This is a genomic window from Oscillibacter sp. KLE 1745 (genome assembly GCF_000469445.2).
Taxonomy (GTDB): domain Bacteria; phylum Bacillota; class Clostridia; order Oscillospirales; family Oscillospiraceae; genus Oscillibacter; species Oscillibacter welbionis.
The window spans coordinates 17,860-40,708 of sequence record NZ_KI271787.1; the positions used below are offsets into that span (position 1 = coordinate 17,860).

The 22,849-nt window shown below is 61.5% G+C and carries 27 protein-coding genes; all 27 read right to left on the minus strand.

Annotation, left to right across the window (positions count from 1 at the left end; translation table 11 throughout):
• Positions 1-16: 16 nt before the first annotated feature.
• Positions 17-1,057, minus strand: a complete 1,041-nt coding sequence (gene ispG / locus HMPREF1546_RS17790) for a flavodoxin-dependent (E)-4-hydroxy-3-methylbut-2-enyl-diphosphate synthase (RefSeq protein ID WP_021751227.1) — start codon at positions 1,055-1,057, stop codon at positions 17-19.
• The gene (locus HMPREF1546_RS17795; RefSeq protein ID WP_021751228.1) at positions 1,054-1,572 is read right to left on the minus strand and encodes a GNAT family N-acetyltransferase; all 519 of its coding nucleotides are present in this window, start codon (positions 1,570-1,572) and stop codon (positions 1,054-1,056) included. Before HMPREF1546_RS17795 ends, ispG begins: the two co-directional genes overlap by 4 nt.
• Before the next feature lie 9 nt (positions 1,573-1,581).
• Entirely contained in the window at positions 1,582-2,652 is a 1,071-nt protein-coding gene (locus HMPREF1546_RS17800) for an RIP metalloprotease (RefSeq protein WP_021751229.1), read from the minus strand.
• Between the two features lie 27 nt (positions 2,653-2,679).
• On the minus strand, positions 2,680-3,825 hold the full coding sequence (locus HMPREF1546_RS17805; RefSeq protein WP_021751230.1) for a 1-deoxy-D-xylulose-5-phosphate reductoisomerase: 1,146 nt from the start codon (positions 3,823-3,825) through the stop codon (positions 2,680-2,682).
• A gap of 57 nt (positions 3,826-3,882) precedes the next feature.
• A complete protein-coding gene (locus HMPREF1546_RS17810) occupies positions 3,883-4,767 on the minus strand; it encodes a phosphatidate cytidylyltransferase (RefSeq protein WP_021751231.1) in 885 nt (294 codons plus the stop codon).
• Positions 4,768-4,800: 33 nt separating this feature from the next.
• Entirely contained in the window at positions 4,801-5,547 is a 747-nt protein-coding gene (uppS, locus tag HMPREF1546_RS17815) for a polyprenyl diphosphate synthase (protein WP_036631289.1), read from the minus strand.
• A 415-nt stretch (positions 5,548-5,962) separates the two neighbouring features.
• A complete protein-coding gene (locus HMPREF1546_RS17820) occupies positions 5,963-6,277 on the minus strand; it encodes a hypothetical protein (protein WP_021751234.1) in 315 nt (104 codons plus the stop codon).
• 43 nt (positions 6,278-6,320) lie between these two features.
• Complete coding sequence (locus HMPREF1546_RS17825; protein ID WP_021751235.1) at positions 6,321-6,608, minus strand: 50S ribosomal protein L37; 288 nt, start codon at positions 6,606-6,608, stop codon at positions 6,321-6,323.
• Between the two features lie 433 nt (positions 6,609-7,041).
• Positions 7,042-7,599 carry a ribosome recycling factor gene (frr, locus tag HMPREF1546_RS17830; protein ID WP_021751237.1) on the minus strand — a complete coding sequence of 186 codons (558 nt, stop codon included), beginning with the start codon at positions 7,597-7,599 and terminating at the stop codon, positions 7,042-7,044.
• A 60-nt stretch (positions 7,600-7,659) separates the two neighbouring features.
• A complete protein-coding gene (pyrH, locus tag HMPREF1546_RS17835) occupies positions 7,660-8,376 on the minus strand; it encodes a UMP kinase (protein WP_021751238.1) in 717 nt (238 codons plus the stop codon).
• A gap of 149 nt (positions 8,377-8,525) precedes the next feature.
• Positions 8,526-9,122, minus strand: a complete 597-nt coding sequence (yihA, locus tag HMPREF1546_RS17840; RefSeq protein ID WP_021751239.1) for a ribosome biogenesis GTP-binding protein YihA/YsxC — start codon at positions 9,120-9,122, stop codon at positions 8,526-8,528.
• A gap of 12 nt (positions 9,123-9,134) precedes the next feature.
• Complete coding sequence (gene lon / locus HMPREF1546_RS17845; RefSeq protein WP_021751240.1) at positions 9,135-11,558, minus strand: endopeptidase La; 2,424 nt, start codon at positions 11,556-11,558, stop codon at positions 9,135-9,137.
• Between the two features lie 70 nt (positions 11,559-11,628).
• On the minus strand, positions 11,629-12,951 hold the full coding sequence (gene clpX / locus HMPREF1546_RS17850) for an ATP-dependent Clp protease ATP-binding subunit ClpX (protein WP_021751241.1): 1,323 nt from the start codon (positions 12,949-12,951) through the stop codon (positions 11,629-11,631).
• A 29-nt stretch (positions 12,952-12,980) separates the two neighbouring features.
• Complete coding sequence (locus tag HMPREF1546_RS17855; RefSeq protein WP_021751242.1) at positions 12,981-13,565, minus strand: ATP-dependent Clp protease proteolytic subunit; 585 nt, start codon at positions 13,563-13,565, stop codon at positions 12,981-12,983.
• A gap of 266 nt (positions 13,566-13,831) precedes the next feature.
• On the minus strand, positions 13,832-15,292 hold the full coding sequence (gene tig, locus HMPREF1546_RS17860) for a trigger factor (RefSeq protein WP_036631291.1): 1,461 nt from the start codon (positions 15,290-15,292) through the stop codon (positions 13,832-13,834).
• Positions 15,293-15,382: 90 nt separating this feature from the next.
• Entirely contained in the window at positions 15,383-16,069 is a 687-nt protein-coding gene (locus tag HMPREF1546_RS17865) for a metallophosphoesterase (protein WP_021751245.1), read from the minus strand.
• Between the two features lie 38 nt (positions 16,070-16,107).
• Positions 16,108-16,335 carry a hypothetical protein gene (locus HMPREF1546_RS17870; RefSeq protein ID WP_021751246.1) on the minus strand — a complete coding sequence of 76 codons (228 nt, stop codon included), beginning with the start codon at positions 16,333-16,335 and terminating at the stop codon, positions 16,108-16,110.
• A 32-nt stretch (positions 16,336-16,367) separates the two neighbouring features.
• Positions 16,368-16,712 carry a hypothetical protein gene (locus tag HMPREF1546_RS17875; RefSeq protein ID WP_021751247.1) on the minus strand — a complete coding sequence of 115 codons (345 nt, stop codon included), beginning with the start codon at positions 16,710-16,712 and terminating at the stop codon, positions 16,368-16,370.
• Positions 16,713-16,816: 104 nt separating this feature from the next.
• Positions 16,817-18,304, minus strand: a complete 1,488-nt coding sequence (gene thrC / locus HMPREF1546_RS17880) for a threonine synthase (protein ID WP_036631293.1) — start codon at positions 18,302-18,304, stop codon at positions 16,817-16,819.
• A 25-nt stretch (positions 18,305-18,329) separates the two neighbouring features.
• Positions 18,330-18,689, minus strand: coding sequence for a YraN family protein (locus HMPREF1546_RS17885; RefSeq protein ID WP_021751249.1), 360 nt, complete (start codon positions 18,687-18,689; stop codon positions 18,330-18,332).
• Positions 18,686-19,309 carry a ribonuclease HII gene (locus HMPREF1546_RS17890; RefSeq protein ID WP_083491062.1) on the minus strand — a complete coding sequence of 208 codons (624 nt, stop codon included), beginning with the start codon at positions 19,307-19,309 and terminating at the stop codon, positions 18,686-18,688. Before HMPREF1546_RS17890 ends, HMPREF1546_RS17885 begins: the two co-directional genes overlap by 4 nt.
• A 7-nt stretch (positions 19,310-19,316) precedes the next feature.
• Entirely contained in the window at positions 19,317-19,553 is a 237-nt protein-coding gene (locus HMPREF1546_RS17895; protein ID WP_036631295.1) for a PF20097 family protein, read from the minus strand.
• Between the two features lie 62 nt (positions 19,554-19,615).
• A complete protein-coding gene (locus HMPREF1546_RS20025; RefSeq protein ID WP_036631296.1) occupies positions 19,616-19,852 on the minus strand; it encodes a PF20097 family protein in 237 nt (78 codons plus the stop codon).
• Positions 19,853-19,865: 13 nt separating this feature from the next.
• Positions 19,866-20,762 (minus strand): ribosome biogenesis GTPase YlqF, encoded by an 897-nt coding sequence (gene ylqF, locus HMPREF1546_RS17905; protein WP_021751253.1) that lies wholly within the window; start codon positions 20,760-20,762, stop codon positions 19,866-19,868.
• Between the two features lie 68 nt (positions 20,763-20,830).
• The gene (gene lepB, locus HMPREF1546_RS17910) at positions 20,831-21,448 is read right to left on the minus strand and encodes a signal peptidase I (RefSeq protein WP_021751254.1); all 618 of its coding nucleotides are present in this window, start codon (positions 21,446-21,448) and stop codon (positions 20,831-20,833) included.
• Between the two features lie 70 nt (positions 21,449-21,518).
• The gene (lepB, locus tag HMPREF1546_RS17915) at positions 21,519-22,112 is read right to left on the minus strand and encodes a signal peptidase I (protein WP_021751255.1); all 594 of its coding nucleotides are present in this window, start codon (positions 22,110-22,112) and stop codon (positions 21,519-21,521) included.
• Positions 22,113-22,250: 138 nt separating this feature from the next.
• Positions 22,251-22,592 (minus strand): 50S ribosomal protein L19, encoded by a 342-nt coding sequence (gene rplS, locus HMPREF1546_RS17920; RefSeq protein WP_021751256.1) that lies wholly within the window; start codon positions 22,590-22,592, stop codon positions 22,251-22,253.
• Positions 22,593-22,849 lie beyond the last annotated feature (257 nt).

The following is a 22,849-nucleotide window of genomic DNA, read 5'->3' on the forward strand; positions in this document are numbered from 1 at the left end:
CCTAACTTCTCATTCCTCATGGGAGTTTTTCAATTTCCTCCATCAGCTTGTCCACCAGCTGCTCCTGCGGTACTTTGTAAAGGATTTCTCCTTTGCGGAAAATCAGTCCCTCACCCTTGCCGCCAGCGATGCCGATATCTGCCGCCGCTGCCTCGCCGGGGCCGTTGACGGCACAGCCCATCACCGCTACGGTGATATTCTTCGTGCAGTTCATGAGGCGCCGCTCCACCTCTTCCGCCATGGGGATCAGGTCGATGCGGGTGCGACCACAGGTGGGGCAGGCGATCAGATTCACGCCCTCCTTACGGAGTCCGGTGGCCTTCAGAATCTTCTTGGCAGCGAAAATCTCCTCGATCGGGTCGGCGGTCAGCGTCACCCGGATGGTATCTCCGATCCCCAGGCACAGCAGGCCCCCAATTCCCATGGCGGATTTCACAAGCCCCATGGAAGGGGTGCCCGCCTCTGTCACGCCCAGATGCAAAGGGTAGTCTGTCCGCTCGCTGAGCAGCCGGTAGGCCGCCATGGTCAGGGGCACATCGGAACACTTGACGGAGATGCAGATGTCATCAAAATCGAACTTGTTCAAAAGGGCCACGTGGCCCATGGCGCTCTCCACCAATGCCTCTGCCGTGACGCCGCCGTATTTGGCCCGCAGGTCCTTTTCCAGAGATCCGCCGTTGACCCCAATGCGGATGGGGATGGATTTTTGGCGGCAGATGTCCGCCACCGCCTTCACCTTCTCCTCCCCGCCAATGTTGCCGGGATTGATGCGGATGGCGTCGATGCCCCGCTCTGCGCACGCCAAGGCATACTTGTAGTTGAAGTGGATATCCGCGATCAGGGGGATGGAAATCTGTTCCTTGATCCGGTCCACCGCCTCTGCCGCGGCCTGATCCGGAATGGCAATGCGGATGATCTCGCATCCGGCGGCCTCCAGCGCGTGGATCTGCTCCACAGTGGCGCGGACATCGTCGGTCTTGGTATTGCACATGGATTGAATAGACACTGGGGCGCCGCCGCCCACGGCCACATCCCCCACCATCAAACGCTTTGTCATGGCGCTTCCTCCCTCACCAGGGCGTAAATGCAGGAATCCAGCATCTCCCCGTTTTTGTACACGCTCCGCCGCAGAGTGCCCTCCAGGGCGAACCCCGCCTTCTCCAGCACCCGGCGGGAGGCCGCATTCCTGGCAAATGCCTCAGCGTGGATGCGGACGATGTCCCAGGCTGCAAAGCCCTCCCGGCACATGGTTTCCACAGCGGCGGTCATGATCCCGCGGCCCCAGAAGGGCTCTCCCAGCCAGTAGCCCAGCTCTGCGCTCCTCCGGTATACATCGCTGCCCAGGAACAGGCCGATGCTGCCCGCAGCTTCGCCGTCCACCTCAATGGCCCGGCACATCTGACCCCGGCCCTCCTGCCGGATGCAGCTCTCCACAAACGTGGCCGCATCCTGTGGGGCATAGGGGCAGGGAAACACGTCCCGCAGGTTGGCGGCGATCTTTGCATTGTCCGCGTACCGGGCGATGGAGGCAGCATCTGCCTCCCGCCAGGGCCGCAGGGTAAAGTCCGTCATGACTCGCTCCTATCCGAACAGTTTGAACACATCATTGAATGTCACCACCAGCATGAAGCCCATCAGGGCCACAAAGCCCACGGTGTTCACCGCCATCTCATACTTCTCCGGGATCTTCTTTCGGAACAGCTTCATGGCGATCTCATCAATGATGAGGAAGAAGATCTTGCCGCCGTCCAGAGCCGGGATGGGCAGCATGTTCATCACTGCCAGGTTCACCGCCAGCATGGCGCCGAAGTAGAGGATGTTCTCCACCGCGGCGGCAATGGTCTCCGACGCGGTGCCCACCTGGGTGATAGTGGAGACGATGCCCACCGGGCCGCTGAGATCGTCCATGCCCGCCTGACCGGTCACCAGCATCTGCAGGCTCAGCCGCACGATCCGCACAAAGTCGATGGTGTTCAGCCAGCTGGTCTTCAGGATCGTCCAGAGATTGGCCTCCTCAATCTGGTCTCTTGCGATATAGACGCCGTAGCCCTGATAGGTCTCCCCCTCCGTGCCGGTGTAGGTGCCCCATGTGACGTCGTTCAGCTCCACCTTCTCGCCGTCCCGCAGGACCACCAAATCCATGGGCTGGCCCTGGTGCAGGCTCATCAGCAGGGACACGTCGCTGTACAGGTACACCCGCTCCCCATTGACGGAATAAAAAATATCTCCGGCCTGGATAGTCTGGCCGTTCCGCTCCTCAAACTCCGGCGCGGTCCCGGCGGCCGCCGGGATCAGAAATCCCTGGGCACCGCTATACACCGCCAGAATGATGAGGAACCCCGCCAGGAAATTCATAAAGGAGCCGGCGGCAAAAATCACCACCTTTTTCCAGAAGCCCTGACGGCCCAGAGACCGCTCGTCGCCAGAGTCCTCATCCTCCCCCTCCATAGCGCAGAAGCCGCCGATGGGCAGCAACCGGAGGGAATACTGGGTCTCCTCCGTCTCCTTGTGCCAGATCAGAGGCCCCATGCCGATGGAAAACTCGTTGACCCGCACGCCGCAGAGCTTGGCGGCCAGGAAGTGGCCCAGCTCGTGGACGGCGATCAGTACGCCGAAAATCAGAATGGCCGCCAGGATATACACAATGGTCATGCAAAAACTCCCGTCAAAAAACTTGCTTCAGGCCCGGTCCAGCACCGCCTGCCGCGCCGCCTGATCCGCCGCCAGAATGTCCTCCAGCGCCGGTTCCTGCTCCGCCGGCACAGCTGCCCGGGCCTCCGCCACCAGGCGGGGAATGTCGTGGAAGCCGATCCTGCCCGCCAGGAACAGGCCCACCGCCTCCTCATTGGCGCCGTTCAAAACAGCGCAGGCGGTGCCGCCCTGAGCCGCCGCCGCCTCTGCCAGCTGCAGACATGGAAATGCATCCCGGTCCGGCTGGGCGAAGGTCAGGGGCGGGCAGGACAGCAGGTCCAGCGGCTCCGCCGGACTTTCCACCCGTTCGGGGTATGTCATGGCATATCGAATGGGCAGGCGCATATCCGGTGTGCCCAGCTGGGCCAGGACCGCCCCGTCCCGGTACTCCACCAGGGAGTGGACGATGCTCTGCCGGTGGATCACCACCGACACCTGGTCCAGCGGCAGACGGTAGAGGCGCATGGCCTCGATGACCTCCAGCCCCTTGTTCATCAGCGTGGCGCAGTCTACGGTGATCTTGGGTCCCATGGTCCAGTTGGGGTGGCGGAGGGCATCCGCTTTGGTCATTTTGCCCACTTCTTCATAGGTCATGCCGTAAAAAGGCCCGCCGGAACAGGTCAGGATCAGCCGCCGGATCTCCCGGCGGTCGGCGCAGCCCTGAAGGCACTGGAAGATGGCCGAGTGCTCCGAGTCCACAGGCACGATCTCGGCGCCGTGCGTATCCGCCGCATCCATCACCAGCTGTCCGGCGCAGACCAACGTCTCCTTGTTGGCCAGGGCTATGCGCTTTCTCTCCCGGATGGCGGCCAGGGTGGGACGCAGTCCCACCATACCCACCACGGCGGTGACGACCGTATCCGCCTCCGGGCAGACAGCGGCCTCCAGCAGGGCCTCCGGGCCTCCCAAAACCTTGGTGTCCATGTCGGCCAGGCGTACCGCCAGGTCACGGGCCGCCGCCTCATCGGTGAGGACCGCCAGCCGGGGCCGGAATTTTCGGACCTGCGCCTCCAGCCGCTCCACATCCATGTGGGCGGTAAGGGCGGCCACACGCAGTCCCAGCTGCTCCGCCACGTCCAATGTCTGGCGGCCGATAGAGCCGGTGGCACCTAAAATTGAAATCGTCTTGCTCATAGCATTATCCTATTCTAAACAGCTGAAAACAATCCTAAATCTTCCCAAATCACCCGTTCAGAGCAGCTGTAAGGCCAGCCACACGAAGGGCGCCACGAAGGTAACAGAGTCAAACCGGTCCAGGATGCCGCCATGGCCCGGCAGCAGGTTGCCATAATCCTTGACGCCGAACTCCCGCTTGATGACGGAGAAACTCAGGTCGCCGATCTGGCTGATGGTGCTGCCGATAATACCCAGTGCAAAGACTGCCCCCCAGGAGATCTGCGAACCAGCTGCCATCTCGATTGGCGGATAAACAGTCAGGGTGTGTGCCATGCTGTCCGCGACTAGCTTAAAAACCGTCATGCCGATGACACCACCCAGCAGGCCGCCTATGGCTCCCTCCACAGTCTTTTTGGGGCTGACCTTGGGGGCCAGCTTGTGCTTGCCGCACAGCATTCCGGCAAAGAGCGCGAAGGTGTCGCTGCCAAAGGAGATGGCCAAGGGCAGAAACACCTGCAGCATCCCGATGGCGGGCATCATCCGAAGCCGCAGCAGACAGGAGAACATCAAGGGGAACGCCAGCCCGGCGAAGATAGCGCAGGTGACAGCGGCAAAGGGGATGCCCTGCTCCTCGTCATACCGGTGGATAGCCAGGGCAAAGATCGCAAAGATGAACACCGCGCCCAACAGGGCAGCGAAGGGTAGCACCGGCAGGGCAGTCAGCTCCGTGTTCTCAATGGACATTTCCCCGTACACGCACACCGGCACCGCCGCCGCGGCGATCACTGTCAGGGGGGTCAGGGGCTTGCCCCTCTCTCCCGCCGCCGCGCGCATCAGCTCCCAGGCGCCGATGGCGCACATGGCCGCCAGCAATAGCATGGTGGCCCAGGACGGGGCCCAGCCCAGGATCAGTATCAGGAGCGGCAGGCCCACTACGGCCACCATCACACGCTTGAACATAGGATCAGCCCTTTTCTCAATTTCTGTAAAGGTTTATTTCTTTATGCCGCCGAACCGGCGGTCTCTCTGTTGGTAGGCTGCAATGGCCCGGTCCAGCTCCGCTTCGTCGAAGTCCGGCCACAGGGTATCCGTGTAATAGAACTCCGAATAGGCACACTGCCACAGCAGGAAGTTGCTCAACCGCTGCTCTCCGCTGGGCCGGATGATGAGCTCCGGGTCCGGGATCCCCGCAGAGTCCAGATAGCTGGAGAACAGGGCATCATCCAACTCCTCCGGCCGCTTCTTCCCGGCGGCGCAGTCGGTGGCAAAACGCCGGGCTGCTCGCAGAATCTCGTCGCGCCCGCCGTAATTCAGGCACACGTTGGCCTGGAAGTCATCCTTGGACAGGTGCTCTGTGATCTCGTCCGTCTCCCGGGCCAGGGCCCGCAGATCCGGGGCGATAGGGGTCATGTCCCCAAAGAAGTGGAGCCGGATGTGGTCCTTCTCCATGGTGTCCACTGCCTCCAGCAGATACCGCTTCAGCAGGGCCATGATGGCAGAGACCTCCATCTCTGACCGCTTCCAGTTTTCCGTGGAAAAGGCGTACACCGTCAGGTACTTTACGCCGATGTTCTTGCAGTAGGTAGCGATGCGGCGGAACGTCTCCGCTCCTGCCTTGTGGCCAGCGGTGCGGGGCAGGCCCCGCTTCGTGGCCCAGCGGCCGTTGCCGTCCATGATGATCGCAATGTGGCGGGGCGGGACCAAGGGCTGGTCCACCGCACCGTTGATACTCTCTGGCATGATAAATTCTCTCATTTCAAAATGGATTGTTGGGGGGATCTGTCCCATTGGACGGGAAATGCAGCCATGATGATGGCTGGCCCATTCTCTCCCCCATTGTCGTCATCGCAAAGTCCGCTAAACGCAGTTTCCGCCTGCGGCAAAACTGCGCCCCTCCTCTCCCCACTGTGCAAAATACAGCGGAGCCGGTGTGAGACGGTGCCTGTGTATTTACGGGAGACCGATGAAAATCGGGGGTGCAAAACCGCATTTGACCAGCTGCTCTTTCCGCCCGTTCCGCTTTACCCGCAAGCGGTACGCCGCGTCTGTAAGGCGGCAGAACCGCCAAAAACTGCGCAGCTGCTGCGCACTGGCCGAGCGTTGTGGCAAGAAACACAGGTATTTACTGGATAGCCAGAACCGCACACCGGGATGATTAATGTCTTGGTACAGCCAAGCGGGAGAGCATCACTGCCACGCAGAGGGCGCTGACAGCCCAGCAGAGGCCGAAAAGGCCTATATTCGCAGAGTTGGAAATGGAGGCAATACCCAGAGAGAGCCCCAGCCAGTTGGCAAACAGACTGCGAATCAAGAAGAAAAATCCCAGCAGCATGGCAACCACGTGCCCGGCAAACAGCCCCCGGAGATCCTTCCGATGCCGCAGACTCCGCCAGCCCAGGAAAAACTCTATCGCGCTGACCGCGATCACACCTCCGATGAACAGGGGAATCACTTCTGCTTCAAACGACATTTGTACCTCCTCCTTTTTGTATCGGGAGAAATGTGTCGGCTGCTTAGTTCCCCTTTTCCCACCAGCGGTCGAACTTCCAAGGAAAGTGGAAGCCGCAGGCGCTGCAGTATTGGGTCTCCTCCATAGAAAACCAGGGCAGGATGAAGCGCCCACAGTTGGGACAGCGGAGATGGCGCAGTTCAATCCCCCTAAAGGCGGTCGCCGCAGCAACTCCCATGGCCAGGAATACCAACCCCAGTCCGCCCCGGATCCCGCCCGCCAGACACAAAAGCAAAACCGCTGCAAACAGTGTTCCCCTGGCTGCCGAATACCATTTCTGTTCCAGTTTCATAGTCCCCTCTCCTTCAGTCAATAACCCCCAGATTCCACTTCCGCAGCTGCCGGTCCAACAGCAGTGAACAGAGGAGGACGCCAATACGACGACCACCCCGATGAGATCTGCACCATCCGCCACAGGACGGCAGTCGGGGAATCGCAGAAAGCCATGGTGTGCCCAAAAGCAGCCCAAATCGGCGCTTGCACTGATACACCGGCGCCTGTCAGCGCGGAGAGCCGCTGCACCGGAACGGTTCTGAAGCGTTTTTTCTCTTTTACCGGCCCCCCGTGGAAGCGGCTCCGGCGGGAGCAGAATCCCCCCGGCCGCCGGGCGGCGGCCCCGAGTGACCGCAGGTCACCTCACAGGCCCTGAAAGGGTGACAGCACCTTACAAAATGTGCAATGCCCCCGGCGGGCAGCCGTGCTCCCGCCGGAGGCCCCGGCGGCTTTTACACCGCCATCAGTTCCTTTTCCTTTTTGGCCAGCAGCGCATCCAGCTCCTTGCAGCTGTCGTCCGTCAGCTTCTGGAGATCCTTCTCCGCCTGCTTCAGATCGTCCTCCGTGATCTCGGAGGCTTTCTCCTTCTTCTTGAACGCCTCCATGGCGTCCCGGCGGATGTTGCGGATGGCCACCTTGCCGTTCTCCGCGTACTTGTGAATCTGCTTCACCAGTTCCTTGCGGCGCTCCTCCGTCAGCTGGGGGAAACTCAGCCGGATGCTGGCGCCGTCGTTCTGGGGGTTGATACCCAGATCGGAGTTCTGGATGGCCTTTTCAATGCTCTTCACCGCCGTCTTGTCCCAGGGGGAAATCAGCAGTGTCCGGGCGTCGGGGGAAGAGATGGCCGCAATCTGCTGGATGGGGGTGGGGCTGCCGTAGTAGTCCACCATGATCCGGTCCAGCACGGAGGCATTGGCCCGGCCCGCCCGCACGGAGGCAAAGTCCGCGGCCACGGAGTCGATGCTCTTCTTCATCTTGCCCTCATAAATCTTGTAATCTTCCTTCAGCATAAATAGGTCCTTCCTTTCACAGTTGAGTGTATGGGGAGGCGCTGTCGCGCATGCGTGCTCTCATTCCTTGACGATGGTGCCCACGTTCTCACCGCACAGGGCCCGGATGATGTTCCGCGGGTCCTTCAGGGCAAACAGCAGCACCGGAATGTGGTTGTCCATGGACAGGGACGTGGCGGTGGAGTCCATCACCGCCAGGTGCTGGGCCAGCACATCGTCATAAGTGATGACGTCGTACTTCACCGCAGTGGGGTCCTTTACCGGGTCGGCCGTGTAGACGCCGTCCACGTTCTTGGCCAGCAAAATCACGTCGGCGTCGATCTCCGCCGCCCGCAGCACCGCCGCAGTGTCCGTGGAGAAGTAGGGATTGCCGGTGCCTGCGCCGAAGATCACCACCCGGCCCTTCTCCAGGTGCCGAATGGCCCGGGAACGGATGTAGGGCTCCGCCACAGCCCGCATCTCAATGGCAGTCTGCACCCGGACGGGAATCCCCTTCTGCTCACACACGTCCGCCACAGCCAGGCAGTTCATCACCGTGGCCAGCATTCCCATGTGGTCGGCCCGGGTGCGCTCCATGGCGCCGCCGCTGTTTTTCGCACCGCGCCAGAAGTTGCCGCCGCCCACCACCAGACCTACCTGGACGCCCATGTCCAGACACTCCTTGATGACATCGCAGACCTGACCAATCACCTCAAAATCCAGGCCGGTATGCTTGTCACCGGCCAGGGCCTCGCCGCTGATCTTCAGCAGGACCCGTTTATACACAGGCTTCGCCATGATGAAAACCTCCGTCTGTTCTGCTCACAAAATATCATTGATATTTTAGCGTATTTTTCCGCTTTTGCATAGGGGGTAGACAAAGTTTTTCCAAAAAAGCAGGTCCTGCGGACAGGAAGAAGAGAGGACCGTGGTCCTCTCTTTCCGCATTATCCCCCGCAGGTCTGGACCAGCAGGCGGATCAGGTCCTCTTTCCCCATTCCCTTCTCCGCGGAAAAGGGGAGCAGAATATCCGCCTCCGTCAGCTCCAGCGTCTCCCGGACCAGTTGAAGGGCCGGCTCCACCTGGCTCTTTTTCAGCTTATCCAGCTTGTTGGCCACCACGATCTCCGGACAGCCCGTCTGGCGGAACCAGTCGTGCATCACAAGATCGTTGGCCGTGGGCTTGTGGCGGATGTCCACGATCAGCACGCCGGTGGTGATCCGGTCCGCCTCCTCCTGGAAGTAGCTCTCCATCAGCTTCGCCCACCGCTCCTTCTCCGCCTGGGAGACCCTGGCATAGCCGTACCCCGGCAGATCCACCAGATAGGCCCGGCGGTCAATGAGGAAGTAGTTCACCTGAGTGGTCTTGCCGGGGGAGGCGCCCACATAGGCAAGGTTCTTCCGTCCCACCAGCCGGTTGATGACAGAACTCTTTCCCACATTGGACCGGCCTGCAAATGCGAACTGGGGCAGACCGTCCCGAATGAAATCCTCCCGCCGTCCGGCAGAGCGGACAAACTCCGCCTTGGCAAAATTCAAAGCCATACAAACACTCCTTTACTGCCGCACGGCGGCGTCACGGCCGCTCTCACGCCCCGCCGGGGCAAAGGCCGCCACATGGTCCGCCACCTCTTCCCGGATGGGATCCCGCTCTGGGCACAGAGCGGCGGCGAACACCTGGTCCACCGTTTCCACCGGCACGAACCGCAGGGCAGCCCGGACGGTCTGGTCGATCTCCTCCAGATCCCGGACGTTGTCCTTGGGAATCAGCACCGTGGTGATGCCGCTGCGGAGGGCGGCCATGGTCTTCTCCTTCAATCCGCCGATGGGCAGCACCCGGCCCCGCAGCGTGACTTCGCCGGTCATGGCAATGCCCGCCTTGATCTTCCGGTCCGTCAGGGCCGAGAGCATGGCAGTGGTGACGGCGATGCCGGCGGAGGGGCCGTCCTTGGGCACTGCGCCCTCTGGGAAGTGGACGTGGATGTCCTTCGTCTTGTAAAAGTCCGCTGGAATCCCCAGCACCGCCGCCCGGCTCCGCAGGCAGCTGAGAGCCGCTTGAGCAGACTCCTTCATCACGTCTCCCAGGTTGCCGGTGAGCTCCAGCTTGCCGGAGCCGTCCATGACGTTGACCTCCACCTCCAGGATCTCGCCGCCCGCCTCAGTCCAGGCCAGGCCGTTCACCACGCCGATCTCCTCCCGGTCCGTGTGGAGATCAGGGGGATAGGGCTGGCAGTCCAGGAACTTGGGGAGCTCCTCCTCTGTCACGGTAATCCGCTTGACAGTGCCCTCCAGCAGGCGCATATCCGCCTTCCGGCAGATGGCAGCCAGCCGCCGCTCCAGCAGGCGCACACCGGATTCCCGGGTGTAGTCCCGGATGACGGCCCGGTACACGTCGTCGCTGATGCGGACAGCGCTCTTCTTCAGTCCGTGCTCTGCCAGCTGCTTGGGGAACAAGTGGCGCTTGGCGATCTGCAGCTTCTCCTCATCCGTGTAGCTGGAGAGCTGGATCACCTCCATCCGGTCCAGCAGGGGCCGGGGAATGGTGTCTGTGGTGTTGGCGGTGGTGATGAACATGATCTTGGACAGGTCCACCGGGATCTCCAGGAAATGGTCCCGGAAGGTGCTGTTCTGCTCGCCGTCCAACACCTCCAACAGTGCGGAGGCCGGGTCGCCCCGGTAGTCGTTGCCCAACTTGTCGATCTCGTCCAGCAGCAGAAGGGGATTCATAGACCCGCTGCGGCTGATGGCCTCGATGATCCGGCCGGGCATGGAGCCTATGTAGGTCTTCCGATGTCCCCGGATGTCCGCCTCGTCCCGAACGCCGCCCAGGCTCAGGCGGGCCAGCTTCCGGTTCAGCGCCTTGGCCACGCTGATGGCAATGGAGGTCTTGCCTACGCCGGGCGGGCCCACCAGGCAGAGGATCTGCCCCTTGGCGTCCGGATTCATCTGCCGGACAGCGATGGTCTCCAGAATCCGCTCCTTCACCTTTTCCAGGCCGAAGTGGTCCTTTTCCAGCACCCTGCGGGCGGCGTCCACACTGACCCGCTCCTTTGTGGTGGTGTTCCACGGCATCTCCAGACACACGTCCAGATAGTTGCGGATCACCGCACCATCGGCGGAGCCGAAGGGCTGCTTGGCCAGCTTGTTCACTTCCTTCAGCAGGTGCTGCTCCGTCTCCTCCGGCAGCTCCAGGGCCAGGATCTCCTGGCGGTAGGATTCAATCTCGTCCTCGTCGCCGTCATCGGTCTCCCCCAGCTCGTTCTGGAGGACCCGGATCTGGGTGCGGAGGATCTGGTCCCGCTGGGTGCGGACCAGCTGGTCCCGGACCTTGCTCTCCATTTCGTGCTCAAAGCCCAGCACGTTGTTCTCCCGCACCAGGAAACCGTTGAGCTTCCGCAGCCGGGCGAAGGGGGAGAATTCCTCCAGGATCTCCTGCTTGTCGGTGTAGCGCAGGGCGATGTTCTGGGCAATATAGTCCGCCAGGAAGCCGGGGTCCCGGCTGTCCATCACCGTGGCCACCACCTCCTCCGGCACACCGCTGGCCTGCTCGGCATACTCGCCGAACAGGGCGTAGGTCTGGCGGAGCAGGGCCTCCGTCCGGGGGCTCTTCCGCATGGCCTCAGAGGACGGCTCCTCCGGGATGGCCTCCACATTGGCCTGGAGGAAGGGCTCCGTCTGCCACAGGCGGCGCAGGTGGGCCCGCTGCCGCCCCTCCACCATCACCCGGACAGAGGACTGGCCCAGCCGCAGGATCTGCGTGATGTGGGAGACCGTGCCAATGGTGTACAGGTCCTTTTCCTCCGGCGCGTTCACCCCGATCTCCCGCTGGGTCACCAGGAAGATGTCCTGATCGGCCTCCATGGCCCGCTCCAGGGCCGCGATGGAGATCGGCCGCTCCACGTCAAAGGTCAGTGTCATGTGTGGAAACACCGTCAGGCCCCGGAGGGCCAGAACGGGCAGATTCCAAGTGGTCAGTTCCATGTGCTTGTTCCTTTCTGAGGGGATGGTAAAACAGGAGAGAGGGGCGCGGCAGCGTCCCTCCCTCTCTTCATTAAGACGCCGACGCGGGGGTCGAGGAGCCGGAAGCCGGCCTGCCCTCTCCCTTGCCGGTGTTCAATTTCACAGAATAGTTGATCTTCTTGGGGTCGTGGGTCAGCTCGGGACCGCTCCTGCCCTCCACACAGTCCTTTGTGATGACTGCTTTCACCACAGTGGGGTCGGAGGGGATGTCGTACATCATGGAAGTCAGGATACCCTCCATGACGGCCCGCAGGCCCCGGGCGCCGATGTTCCGCTCGATGGCCTTGTCGGCGATGGCCTCCAGGGCCTCCGGCTGGAACTCCAGCTCCACCTCGTCGTACTCCATCAGCTTCTTGTACTGCTTCACCAGGGCGTTCTTGGGCTCCGTCAGGATGCGGACCAGATCCTCCCGCTTCAACGCATTCAAAGACGCGATCACCGGCAGGCGGCCCACCAACTCCGGGATGATGCCGAATTTCAGCAGGTCGTGGGGCTGGACCTCGTGCAGGATCTTGCTGATGTCCTTGTCCTTCTTTCCCTGGACGTTGGCGCCGAAGCCGATGGACTTCTGGTCCAGCCGCCGCTCGATGATCTTCTCCAGCCCGTCGAAGGCACCGCCGCAGATGAAGAGAATATTCTTCGTGTTCACCTGGATGAACTCCTGGTGGGGATGCTTCCGGCCTCCCTGGGGCGGCACGTTGGCAACGGTCCCCTCCACGATCTTCAGCAGAGCCTGTTGGACACCCTCGCCGGATACGTCCCGGGTGATGGAGGTGTTCTCGCTCTTCCGGGCGATCTTGTCGATCTCATCCACATAGATGATGCCGTGCTCCGCCCGCTCCACGTCGAAGTCCGCGGCCTGGAGCAGTCGCAGCAGGATGTTCTCCACATCGTCGCCCACATAGCCGGCCTCCGTCAAGGTGGTGGCGTCCGCAATGGCGAAGGGCACCTTCAGAATCCGGGCCAGTGTCTGGGCGAACAGCGTCTTGCCGGAACCGGTGGGCCCCAGCAGCAGGATGTTGCTCTTCTGCAGCTCCACATCCTCGTCCCCGCCGAAGTAGATCCGTTTGTAGTGGTTGTACACCGCCACGGACAGGGCCACCTTGGCCTCGTCCTGGCCGATGACGTACTGGTCCAGCACGTCCTTGATCTCGCGGGGCGTGGGCAGCTGATCAGGCAGGTCCTCCAGTGCGCTGGAAGAGGTGTCCTCAAACCCATCGTTCAAAATGCTCATGCACAGCTGGACGCACTCATCACAGATGCGCACACCGGGTCCCTGGATCATCCGGTGGACCTGGCTCTCATGCTTGCCGCAGAAGGAGCACCGCAGGCCCTTCTTGCTCTCGTCACTCATGGTATTACCTCAGTTTTGGAATTTGGTGCTTATTTCTTGCTGGTGATGATCTTGTCGATGAGGCCGAAGTCCAAAGCCTCCTGGGCTGTCATCCAGTGGTCCCGCTCCGAGGCCGCCTTGATCTCCTCTGCCGTCTTGCCGGTGTTGTTCGCCAGGATCTCATTCAAGTTCTTCTTGATCCGCAGGAAGTGCTCCACGTCGATCTCCATGTCTGTCACCTTGCCCTTGGTACCGGCGGAGGGCTGATGGATCATGATCTCCGCGTTGGGCAGAGCAATGCGCTTGCCCTTGGCGCCGGAGGACAGCAGAAACGCGCCCATGCTGGCGGCCATGCCGATGCAGATGGTGGATACGTCGCACTTCACGTACTGCATGGTGTCGTAGATGGCCATGCCGTCAGTGACGGAGCCGCCGGGGCTGTTGATATACAGCTGGATGTCCTTGTCGGGGTCTTGGGCCTCCAGATACAGCAGCTGGGCAACCACAAGGCTGGCGGTGGTGGCGTTGACCTCTTCCCCCAGAAAGACGATCCGGTCGTTCAGCAGACGGGAGAAGATATCATAGGACCGTTCGCCGCGATTGGTCTGCTCGACTACATAAGGGACTAAGCTCATTGGTAAAACCTCCTTGATTTCCGCACCGGGGACCGGCACAGATGACAGATCTGTTCCTCCCAAACCCGATGCGTCTTCCCCGCCCCGGTGGGGCAGGTAAGGCAAAAGCGCCCGGCCCACCTGCGGGCCGCCGCGCCTCTGCCAACGCACACGCCTATCTTAATATAGACGCCATGCGGGAATCTGTCAAATCGATGTAGAGCGCCTTCCGCCGGCGGAAAAACACACCGCTCCGCCGGGGCCGTCAATTCCTAGTATACCCGGAATTATTTGGATTCAGCAGGCGTCTCCTCTTCTTTTTTTGCCGCAGCCTTCTTGGCAGGCTTCTTCTCCTCGCCGTCCTCGTCCGCCTTCTTGCGGGTGGTCTTCTTGGCAGGCTTTTCCTCAGTGGCCTCCTCACCCTCGGCGTCCTCTGCCTTCTTGGCAGTCTTCTTGGCGGGCTTCTTCTCCGCCTTCACGGCGGTGGCGCTGTCCACCACCACGGCGATGGCCTTCTGGCTCTTCAGCTGGTCCTTTACCTGCTCAGCCTGGAGATACTTCTTCACGGTCTCCAGATCCATGCCGTACTGGTCGGCCATCCGCTGGAACTCGGCCTCCACCTCTTCATCGGTGGCGTCGATGTTCTCCTCCTTGATGATGGCGGCCATGGCCAGATCCATGCGGACCTGCTTGAGAGCGGGCTCCTTGGCGTCGGCCAGCAGCTGGGCCTCATCCATGCCGGTGGCCTTCATGTACTGGTCGTACTGGAGACCCTGCTGGGCCAGCTGCATCTTGAAGTTGTCCAGGAACTGGCGGGACTGGGCCTCCACCATGGCGTCGGGCACATCGGCGGTGATGTTCTCAGCCACCTGCTCCATCAGGGCGTCCTCAAAGGCGCGCTTCACGGTCTCCTCCCGCTCGGCGGTGATCTTCTTCTTCAGATCAGCCTTCAGGTCCTTCAGAGTGTCGAACTCGCTGACGTCCTTGGCGAACTCATCGTCCAGGGCGGGGATCTCCTTCTCCTTCACCTCATGGACCTTCACCTTGAACACCACTGCCTTGCCGGCCAGGTCCTTGTGATAGTCCTCCGGGAAGGTGATGTCCAGGTCCTTCTCATCGCCGGCCTTCACGCCGACAAGCTGCTCCTCAAAGCCGGGCACAAAGGTGTGGGAACCCAGCTCCAGGCTGAAATTCTCGCCCTTGCCGCCCTCAAAAGGCTTGCCCTCCAGGAAGCCCTCGAAGTCGATGACAACCGTGTCGCCCTCCTTGGCCTCCCGGTCCACGCTCACCAGACGGGTGTTGCGGTCGGTCAGAGCCTTCAGGCGCTCGTCCACATCCGCAGCGGAGACCTTGACCTCCTCCTTGGGGGCGGACAGTCCCTTGTACTGGCCCAGGGTCACTTCGGGATACACAGGGGCGGTGGCCTTGAAGGTGAAGCCGTCGCGGGTCACCTGGCCCTCGATCTCCACAGAGGGATAGCCCACCACCTGGAGCTCCTGCTCCTTCACGGCAGCCTCATAGGCCTCGGGGAACGCGATATTGATTGCCTCTTCGAAAAACACCTCTGCGCCGTACATCCCCTCGATGATCTTCCGGGGGGCCTTGCCAGGGCGGAAGCCCGGCACGTTGATCTTCTTGCGCATCTTCTGATATGCCTTTTCGATGGCAGCTTCAAACTCCGGTGCACCGACCTCGATGGTCAGAACGACCTGGCTCTTTTCGATCTTTTCGCAGCTTTTCACACTCATCTTGTTTATTCCTCCGTTCATCGCCGGTCATAAGCCGGTGCGAAATGGTATTTTACCATACAAAACCTGAAAATGCTATACTTTTTTCCGTTATTCACAAATTTTTTTTGGAACAAATCCCAGATAGTCGGCGGAGATCAGGGAGAAGTCCGTCCCATTCCGCCCGCCCTCCAGCCGCCGTTTGATGGCGTAGCCGTGGAGGTGGCCGTAGCAGCACCGCTTCACGGGGTAGGCCGAGAGCAGCCGCAGGATCTCCGGGCACTCGTAGCCCTGATACAGCGGCGGATAGTGAAGGAAGCAGAAGATGGACCGTCCCTCCGCCGCCTTCAGGGAAGTCTCCAGTCTTCCCACCTCCCGGTTGAGGACCTTGGCGTTGTGGGGCTTCTGGTCCTCCTCAAAGAACCATCCCCGGGTCCCGCACAGGGCGTAGTCTCCATACAGGGTGCAGTTGTTATGGAGAAAGTCCAGGGTGGTAAGGCCCTTCTCCGTGAAGAAGTTCTTCATTTTGGACACCGTGGACCACCAGTAGTCGTGGTTCCCCTTCACCAGATACTTTTTGCAGGGGAACTGGTCCAGAAAGCGGAAGTCCGCCTCCGCCTCATTCAGGTCGATGCCCCAGGAGGTGTCCCCCGCCAGGACCAGCACATCGCCGGCGGTCAGCCGGCTCAAAGCATCGCCGATGCGCTCCGTGTAATTCTCCCAGGCGGGGCCGAACACCTCCATAGGCTTGTCCGCTGTCAGGGAGAGGTGCAGGTCCCCGATGGCGTAGAGGGCCATGCGGCACCCCTCCTTTCTCTGTGTCCCGTGAGGCGGAGTCAGCCGTCCTCTTCGGCGGCTCCAACTCCCCGGAACTCTGTTGATCTATCTTGATCTGTGTCCATCTCGATTTTCACGCTGCTGACCTTTCCCCAAACGCGTCCGCCCACCTTCCGGACGCCTGTCTTGGTCAGCAGAATGCCGGGCAGCTTGCTGCCCTCCGGGAGCCAGAGGGACCCTTTGTAGCCTTCGCCCCGGATCCGCCCGGCGCCAATTCGCCGCCGCAATAGGGACAGCGCCGCTCCTGTGCTATGGTGCTCTACTCCCCTTTGCGTTTTTCGGTTGGGTCCTCCGGGTCATCAAAGACAATTTCCCTGCCGCACCTGTCACAGAAGTGCTTTTCCCCCTTCCGCCACCATGGCATGGCATACCCACGGCCGCAGTATGGGCAGCGGAGGTTTCGGACCCACTGGATGCCTCCGTTGACCAGCAGCACGATTCCTGTGATCCGCAGGGTGTTTTTGATCCAATAGGCCGTGTCCATCACCCGGTACCGGTCTCCCAGGGTCCGGTAGGGAATCAGCTCGTTGACAGCCAGGAAGAAAATTCCCAAAGCAAAGAACAGCAGCACCAATCGGGCAAATGCCCGGCTCAAAGGCTTCACGCAATAGCCTCCCTGCCCTCTTTCAGGTTTCCAAAATCCAAAGGCAACAGATTTACAGTCTGCCGCATTAAGCCGTTTCCCGCGTTGCTTTGTTGCAGCGCGATTTACTTCAAAAAGTCCAGCACCACGCTGTCCATGCCGGGCTTCTCACAGGTGAGGTCGAACCGCCGGGCCTTGCCCTTCAGGGCCGCCAGGCGCCGGGGAATCGCCGTGCCGGTAGTTTCATGCAGCTGGTCCAGCAGCTCCACGCCGTCGCCCGCCGGGGTCTCCCCGATGGCCCGCAGCACGTGGTCGCAGAACTTGTAGGGGGAGGCGGTGGAGACGAACACCGTCACCGTCTTGTCGCCGGTGGCCTTGCGGTACTGTTCCATGACGCTGGCGGCCACGGCGGTGTGGGTATCGATCAGATACCCGTTCTCCTTGTAATACTTGGCGATGGCAGCGGAGGTGCCCGCCTCGCCGCAAAAGCCGCCCCAGAACTGGTCCGCCAGAGCCGCCTTGATGGCGTCGGACACTTCGTACTTGCCGGTCTTGGCGAGGGCATCCATGTAGCCCTTCACCTCCGCATCGTTTTCGCCGGAGAGGTCGAACAGTAGCCGCTCCAGGTTGCTGGACACCAGAATGTCCATAGAGGGACTCATGGTGGTATGGAACGGACGGTTCTTGTCGTACACGCCGGTGCGGAGGAAGTCCGTCAGCACATCGTTGCAGTTGGAGGCGCAGATCAGCTTCCCAACCGGCAGTCCCATGCGCTTTGCGTAGTAGGCCGCCAGGATGTCGCCGAAGTTGCCGGTGGGCACACAGAAGTTCACCTTGTCGCCCATGCTGAGCTTCCCGTCCCGGACCAGGTCGCAGTAGGCGGAGATATAGTAGACCACCTGGGGCAGGATGCGGCCCCAGTTGATGGAGTTGGCGGAGGACAGGAAGTAACCCCGGTCCGCCAGGGTGGCCCGGATGGCCTCATCGGAGAAAATGCGCTTTACACCGGCCTGGGCGTCGTCGAAGTTGCCCTCCACGGCGCAGACGCCCACATTGGCGCCGTCCTGAGTGACCATCTGGGTCTCCTGGACCTTGGACACGCCGTCCTTGGGGTAGAATACTAGGATCTTCGTCTGCGGCACGTCGGCAAAGCCCTCCATCGCAGCCTTGCCGGTGTCGCCGGAAGTAGCCACCAGGATGCATACCGTCTTGGACTCTCCGGTCTTGCGGAGGGCGGCGGAGAGCAGCTGGGGCAGCATCTGCAGGGCCATGTCCTTGAAGGCGCTGGTGGGGCCGTGCCACAGCTCCAGGCAGTGGGTGGTCTCGTCCACCGTGCGGACAGGGGCCACGACGTCGCAGTCGAACTTCTCAGGGCCGTAGGCGTTCTCCGCAAATCCGGACAGCTCCTCATAGGTGTAGTCGGTCAGGTACAGGCCCATGACCTTGGCAGCCCGCTCCTGGTACCGGACATTCACCAGGCTCTCCAAAAAAGCCCGGTCGATCTGCGGGATCTCGCAGGGGGTCAGCAGGCCGCCGTCCCGGCTCAGGCCCATCTTGATGGCCTCCGCTGCGTCCATGCGGACGGCGGCGTCCCGTGTGCTGTAATACTTCATGTCGCTCTCTCCTTCTGACTGTTTTTCAAAACGCATTTTCCAAATATTCCAGCCGGAGGGGGCGGTGAACCCCATCCGTATAAACCTCCGCCACATCGAACCGGGCGGGAGCGTCCAGGTCGTGCTGACTGAGATAGCAGGCCGCTGCGGCCCGGAGCCGTTCCTGCTTCCGCCGGTCCACCGCCTCCCGCGGCAGGCCCGCGAAGCTGCCGCTGCGCAGCTTTACTTCCACAAAGCAGATGGTGCCGTCTCTGTCCCGGGCCACCAGATCCAGCTCTCCGTACCGGCAGCGCCATTGGCTTGCCAGCAACTGGCAGCCCCTCTTCCGCAGGTACTGTGCCGCTGCGGCCTCGCCCCGGTCCCCCAGGGCCTTGGTGGTATTCATGTGCGCCGGGCCTCCCACTTCTTCAGAAAAGTCCGCCGGTGGGCAGGGCAGGGGCCGTACCGATCCAGCATTTCATAGTGGAGCTTCGTCCCATAGCCCTTGTGTTTGGCAAACTGGTACTGGGGATACTCCCGGTCCAGCACGCCGGTCACATACCGGTCCCGGCTGACCTTGGCCAGGATGGAGGCCGCCGCAATGGAGGCACTCTTCCCGTCCCCGCCTACCAGGCACATGTGGGGCGCCGTGATGGAGACGCTGCTGCCATGGTCCCGGTTGCCGTCAATGAGGCACAGGTCCGGCCGAATGGATAACCCCTCAATGGCCCGGTTCATAGCCAGCATCCGGGCGTTGAGGATATCCAAACTGTCGATCTCCTCCGCCGTCACAAAGGCGATGCTGTACGCCTCTGCCGTGGCGGTGATCTGGTCGAACAGGACATCCCGCTTCTTCGCCGTCAGCTTTTTGGAGTCGTTGAGGCCAGGAAAACCGATCTCCCGGGGCAGAATGACGGCAGCGGCGTACACCGGCCCCGCCAGGGGCCCGGCTCCTGCCTCGTCCACTCCGCAGAGGGCCGTGAGACCACTATTCCATTGTTCACGCTCATAGGTCCAGAGGTCCATTTCCATCCTACCAATACTCCATGACGATCTTCTTGCAGGTGCGACAGACCCAGGCGGGAAGCCATGTCCGGTTGTAGCGGAACGTCATCGGTCCGTCCAGCACAATGCCGCCATCTGCCTCGATGTTCCGCCTCGTATAAAACGTGCGGAGGTCTTTCTCTCCCGGCATGAAAAAAAGACCGATGCTGTTCTTGGTGATGACATGGCCCTTTTCCATCTCTTTTCCGCAGACAGGGCAGTTCATGGATATGCCTCCCTCCTCGCAGGGCAGGTTCCTTCGCTTTCCGCGATTCCCGCCAAGTGATGTCAATACTCCAGAAGGATCTTTTTGCAGGCGCGGCAGACATAGCCATGTACAGTTGCGCGGTCGCTCCCCCGTATATGATGCGGGCCATCCAAAACAATCCCGCCGTGCTGTTCCACACTGCGCTTCGTATCCCAGAATCCCACTTTTCCGCCGGGCGGCAGGAAGAAAAGGCCCCGCCCCAGCTCCGTATAAAGGCTCCCCCGCTCCATCTCTTTTCCGCAAGACGGGCAATTCATAGGCGCGCTTCCCTCATTCTGACGCTGCAGGCTGTTCCGTCTCCTCCGGCATTTCCAGTGTGAAGCGTCCCAGCTTGCCAGCTCTATACTCGTCCAACAGGATCTTGGCCATCCGCTCCGTGTCCACCTCGCCGCCGGAGATCAGAAAGCCCCGCTTTTTCCCGGCGGCCTCCAGCAGGCGGTAGCCCCAGGCCACGTCCTCCTCGCCGTCCTGACGCTCCGGCAGGGATGGGAGCTTGTAGCCGGTCCTCAGGGCCTCCGGGTAGTTGGTGCCCAGGTACGCCATCAGGTGGCAGCCCAGGGTCTCCATGTCCAGGATCTCGTCCTTCACCGCGCCGGTGTAGGCCAGGTTCAGCCCCACGCTCTGGTCCTCAAACTTGGGCCACAGAATGCCGGGGGTATCCAGCAGTTCCAGCCCGCGGTCGATGGGCACCCACTGCTTGGCCCGGGTGACACCGGGCCGGTCCTCGGTTTTGGCAGTCTTGCGGCCGGCGATCCTGTTGATAAAGGTGGACTTGCCCACGTTGGGCACGCCCAAAATCATCACCCGGACCACCCGGTTCTGCCCCTTTTCCGCATAGGCGCGCAGCTTGTCCGCAAGAAGCGTCTTGACAGCAGCGGCAAACTGCTTTGTCCCGGCGCCGCTCTTGGCGTCGGACTCCATCACCGCGTACCCCTTTGCCCGGAACCAGGCCGCCCACCGCTTCGTGGCGTCTGGGTCCGCCTGGTCCACCCGGTTCAGCACCACCAGCCGGGGTTTCCCCGCCGTCAGTTCGTCCACATCCGGGTTCCGGCTGGACACAGGGATTCGGGCGTCCACGATTTCGCACACTGCATCCACATGTTTGATCTGCTCGGCGATCATCCGCCGGGTTTTGGTCATGTGACCGGGATACCATTGAATATTCATAGTCCTACCTCACGCCGCCCCGGCGGGCGGCGCCCAATCAATTCTTCTCAGGAAGCTGTCCCCGTGGCTCAGTCGATCCCCGCAATGGGGCCGATGCGGCCGAAGTCCCGCTGCCCGGTGGCCTCGTCCGCGCCGGGAAACAGTAGGAACACCGCCTTGCCGATGACATACCGGGTGTCCACCGTGCCAAGGTCGCTGCTGCGGCTGTCGCTGGAGTGGTTTCGGTTGTCGCCCATGACGAAAATGGAGCCCTCCGGCACCGTCAGGGGAAATTCCGTCCCTTCCTCCACATAGGTGGGCTCGTTGATATAATCCTCCTCCAGCAGCTCCCCGTCCACATAGACGGCGCCGGAGACAAAGTCGATGTCCACCGTCTGGCCCTCCGTGGCGATCACCCGCTTCACGATGGGCTCCTCCAGAAAGGTGTCCTTCCGCAGCACCACGATGTCGCCGTACTCATAGTCGTTGTCCAGCATGGCGTTCAGCACCAGCAGCCGGTCTCCGTCCTGCAGGGTGGGCACCATGGAGTGCCCATCCACGCCGATGAGCCGGATGACGAAGGTAAACAGCAGCACCACCGCCAGCACGGAGCACACCAGCGCCTGGGCCCACTCATACAGGTCCCGGCCCTCCTCCTTTTCCGGAGACACCTCCTGCGTCTCCTGCTTCTTCTCTTTCTTCCACATGTCTGCAAAACCTCCGCGGGCGCTTTCGCCCCTGTTGATGGAAAGCCCCCCGCCGGAGGTCTCCTTGCTCTTATGTCAGCGGGCCGATCCTGCCGAAGTCCCGCTTGTCGGTGTCTGCCGTCACGCCTGGGAACAACAGGAACACCGCCCGGCCCAAAATCTGCCGGGTATCCACCGGCCCCAGCTCCGGATCCCGGCTGTCATCGCTGTCGTTGCGGTTGTCGCCCATAACAAAGACGCAGCCCTCCGGCACGGTGACAGGGAACTCCAGCCCCTCCTCCAGATAGGTGGGCTGGCGGATGTAGTCCTCCTCCAGCAGCTGCCCATCCACATAGACGGCACCGGCGGTAAAGTCGATGTCCACCGTCTGGCCCTCTGTGGCGATCACCCGCTTCACGATGGGCTCCCCGTCCTTGAAGCTCTCCTTCCGGATGATGACGATGTCCCCGGCCTCAAATCCACCGCACAGGTGGGCGTTCATCACCAGCAGGCAGTCCTGATGCTGGAGCGTCTCCCGCATGGAGGGGCCGGACACCAGCACCACCCGCGCCGCAAAGGTGAACAGCAGCACCGTTGCTGTCACGGCGCACACCAGCACCTGCACCCACTCGTACAGCCCGCGGAGGGAAAGCGCGTCCCTGTTGAGCCGTTTTCCTCCCCGCACGTGACCGCCTCCTCCAGCACCGCAGTTTTTCACAATAACGTATGCTAGTATATCAAAGAACCGTCAAAATCACAAGATGCCGGGGAAATTTTGTGTGACAAGAAAAAAGAGAGGCTTTCGCCTCTCTTTCGTCTTGGATCACAGCTTTTCCTTGACCTTGGCGCCCTTGCCCACGCGGCCGCGCAGATAGTACAGCTTGGCACGCCGCACAGCACCGTTGCGGACCACCTCGATCTTGTCGATGGAGGGAGAGTGCACGGGGAAGACCTTCTCCACACCGACACCGTAGGAGATGCGGCGCACGGTGATGGTCTCGGTGATGCCGCCGTGCTTCTTGGCGATGACGGTGCCTTCGAAGACCTGGATACGCTCACGGGAGCCTTCCTTGACCTTCACGTGCACCCGGACCGTGTCGCCCACCTTAACGGGGGTCACTTCCGCTTCCAGACGCTCTTTGTTCAGTTCCTTAATCAGATCCATGGATGTTCCTCCTAAATAATAGGTGTTCATGCCGCTTCTCTCAAAGGCACATCAACGCACTCCGGCGTGTGCACGGCAGAGGACCACCCTTTGTAGCCGTAATAGGATACCACGGCCAGGAGGAAAATGCAAGTATTTTTTACAAAAAATCCGCCTTTCTGCCGTGCAGTTCCCGAAGAGCCGCCGCCAGCAGGCCGAATGCAGCCGGCAGCAGCCACAGGCTCCCGCCGGTCCGCCCGATCAGCCACAGTACCAGG

Bases quoted from the DNA above. Each gene is read 5' to 3' on its own strand.
- ispG (WP_021751227.1), bottom strand. From the start codon at position 1,057: ATGACAAAGCGTTTGATGGTGGGGGATGTGGCCGTGGGCGGCGGCGCC.
- HMPREF1546_RS17795 (WP_021751228.1), bottom strand. From the start codon at position 1,572: ATGACGGACTTTACCCTGCGGCCCTGGCGGGAGGCAGATGCTGCCTCC.
- HMPREF1546_RS17800 (WP_021751229.1), bottom strand. From the start codon at position 2,652: ATGACCATTGTGTATATCCTGGCGGCCATTCTGATTTTCGGCGTACTG.
- HMPREF1546_RS17805 (WP_021751230.1), bottom strand. From the start codon at position 3,825: ATGAGCAAGACGATTTCAATTTTAGGTGCCACCGGCTCTATCGGCCGC.
- HMPREF1546_RS17810 (WP_021751231.1), bottom strand. From the start codon at position 4,767: ATGTTCAAGCGTGTGATGGTGGCCGTAGTGGGCCTGCCGCTCCTGATA.
- uppS (WP_036631289.1), bottom strand. From the start codon at position 5,547: ATGCCAGAGAGTATCAACGGTGCGGTGGACCAGCCCTTGGTCCCGCCC.
- HMPREF1546_RS17820 (WP_021751234.1), bottom strand. From the start codon at position 6,277: ATGTCGTTTGAAGCAGAAGTGATTCCCCTGTTCATCGGAGGTGTGATC.
- HMPREF1546_RS17825 (WP_021751235.1), bottom strand. From the start codon at position 6,608: ATGAAACTGGAACAGAAATGGTATTCGGCAGCCAGGGGAACACTGTTT.
- frr (WP_021751237.1), bottom strand. From the start codon at position 7,599: ATGCTGAAGGAAGATTACAAGATTTATGAGGGCAAGATGAAGAAGAGC.
- pyrH (WP_021751238.1), bottom strand. From the start codon at position 8,376: ATGGCGAAGCCTGTGTATAAACGGGTCCTGCTGAAGATCAGCGGCGAG.
- yihA (WP_021751239.1), bottom strand. From the start codon at position 9,122: ATGGCTTTGAATTTTGCCAAGGCGGAGTTTGTCCGCTCTGCCGGACGG.
- lon (WP_021751240.1), bottom strand. From the start codon at position 11,558: ATGGAACTGACCACTTGGAATCTGCCCGTTCTGGCCCTCCGGGGCCTG.
- clpX (WP_021751241.1), bottom strand. From the start codon at position 12,951: ATGAGTGACGAGAGCAAGAAGGGCCTGCGGTGCTCCTTCTGCGGCAAG.
- HMPREF1546_RS17855 (WP_021751242.1), bottom strand. From the start codon at position 13,565: ATGAGCTTAGTCCCTTATGTAGTCGAGCAGACCAATCGCGGCGAACGG.
- tig (WP_036631291.1), bottom strand. From the start codon at position 15,292: ATGAGTGTGAAAAGCTGCGAAAAGATCGAAAAGAGCCAGGTCGTTCTG.
- HMPREF1546_RS17865 (WP_021751245.1), bottom strand. From the start codon at position 16,069: ATGGCCCTCTACGCCATCGGGGACCTGCACCTCTCCCTGACAGCGGAC.
- thrC (WP_036631293.1), bottom strand. From the start codon at position 18,304: ATGAAGTATTACAGCACACGGGACGCCGCCGTCCGCATGGACGCAGCG.
- HMPREF1546_RS17885 (WP_021751249.1), bottom strand. From the start codon at position 18,689: ATGAATACCACCAAGGCCCTGGGGGACCGGGGCGAGGCCGCAGCGGCA.
- HMPREF1546_RS17890 (WP_083491062.1), bottom strand. From the start codon at position 19,309: ATGGACCTCTGGACCTATGAGCGTGAACAATGGAATAGTGGTCTCACG.
- HMPREF1546_RS17895 (WP_036631295.1), bottom strand. From the start codon at position 19,553: ATGAACTGCCCTGTCTGCGGAAAAGAGATGGAAAAGGGCCATGTCATC.
- HMPREF1546_RS20025 (WP_036631296.1), bottom strand. From the start codon at position 19,852: ATGAATTGCCCGTCTTGCGGAAAAGAGATGGAGCGGGGGAGCCTTTAT.
- ylqF (WP_021751253.1), bottom strand. From the start codon at position 20,762: ATGAATATTCAATGGTATCCCGGTCACATGACCAAAACCCGGCGGATG.
- lepB (WP_021751254.1), bottom strand. From the start codon at position 21,448: ATGTGGAAGAAAGAGAAGAAGCAGGAGACGCAGGAGGTGTCTCCGGAA.
- rplS (WP_021751256.1), bottom strand. From the start codon at position 22,592: ATGGATCTGATTAAGGAACTGAACAAAGAGCGTCTGGAAGCGGAAGTG.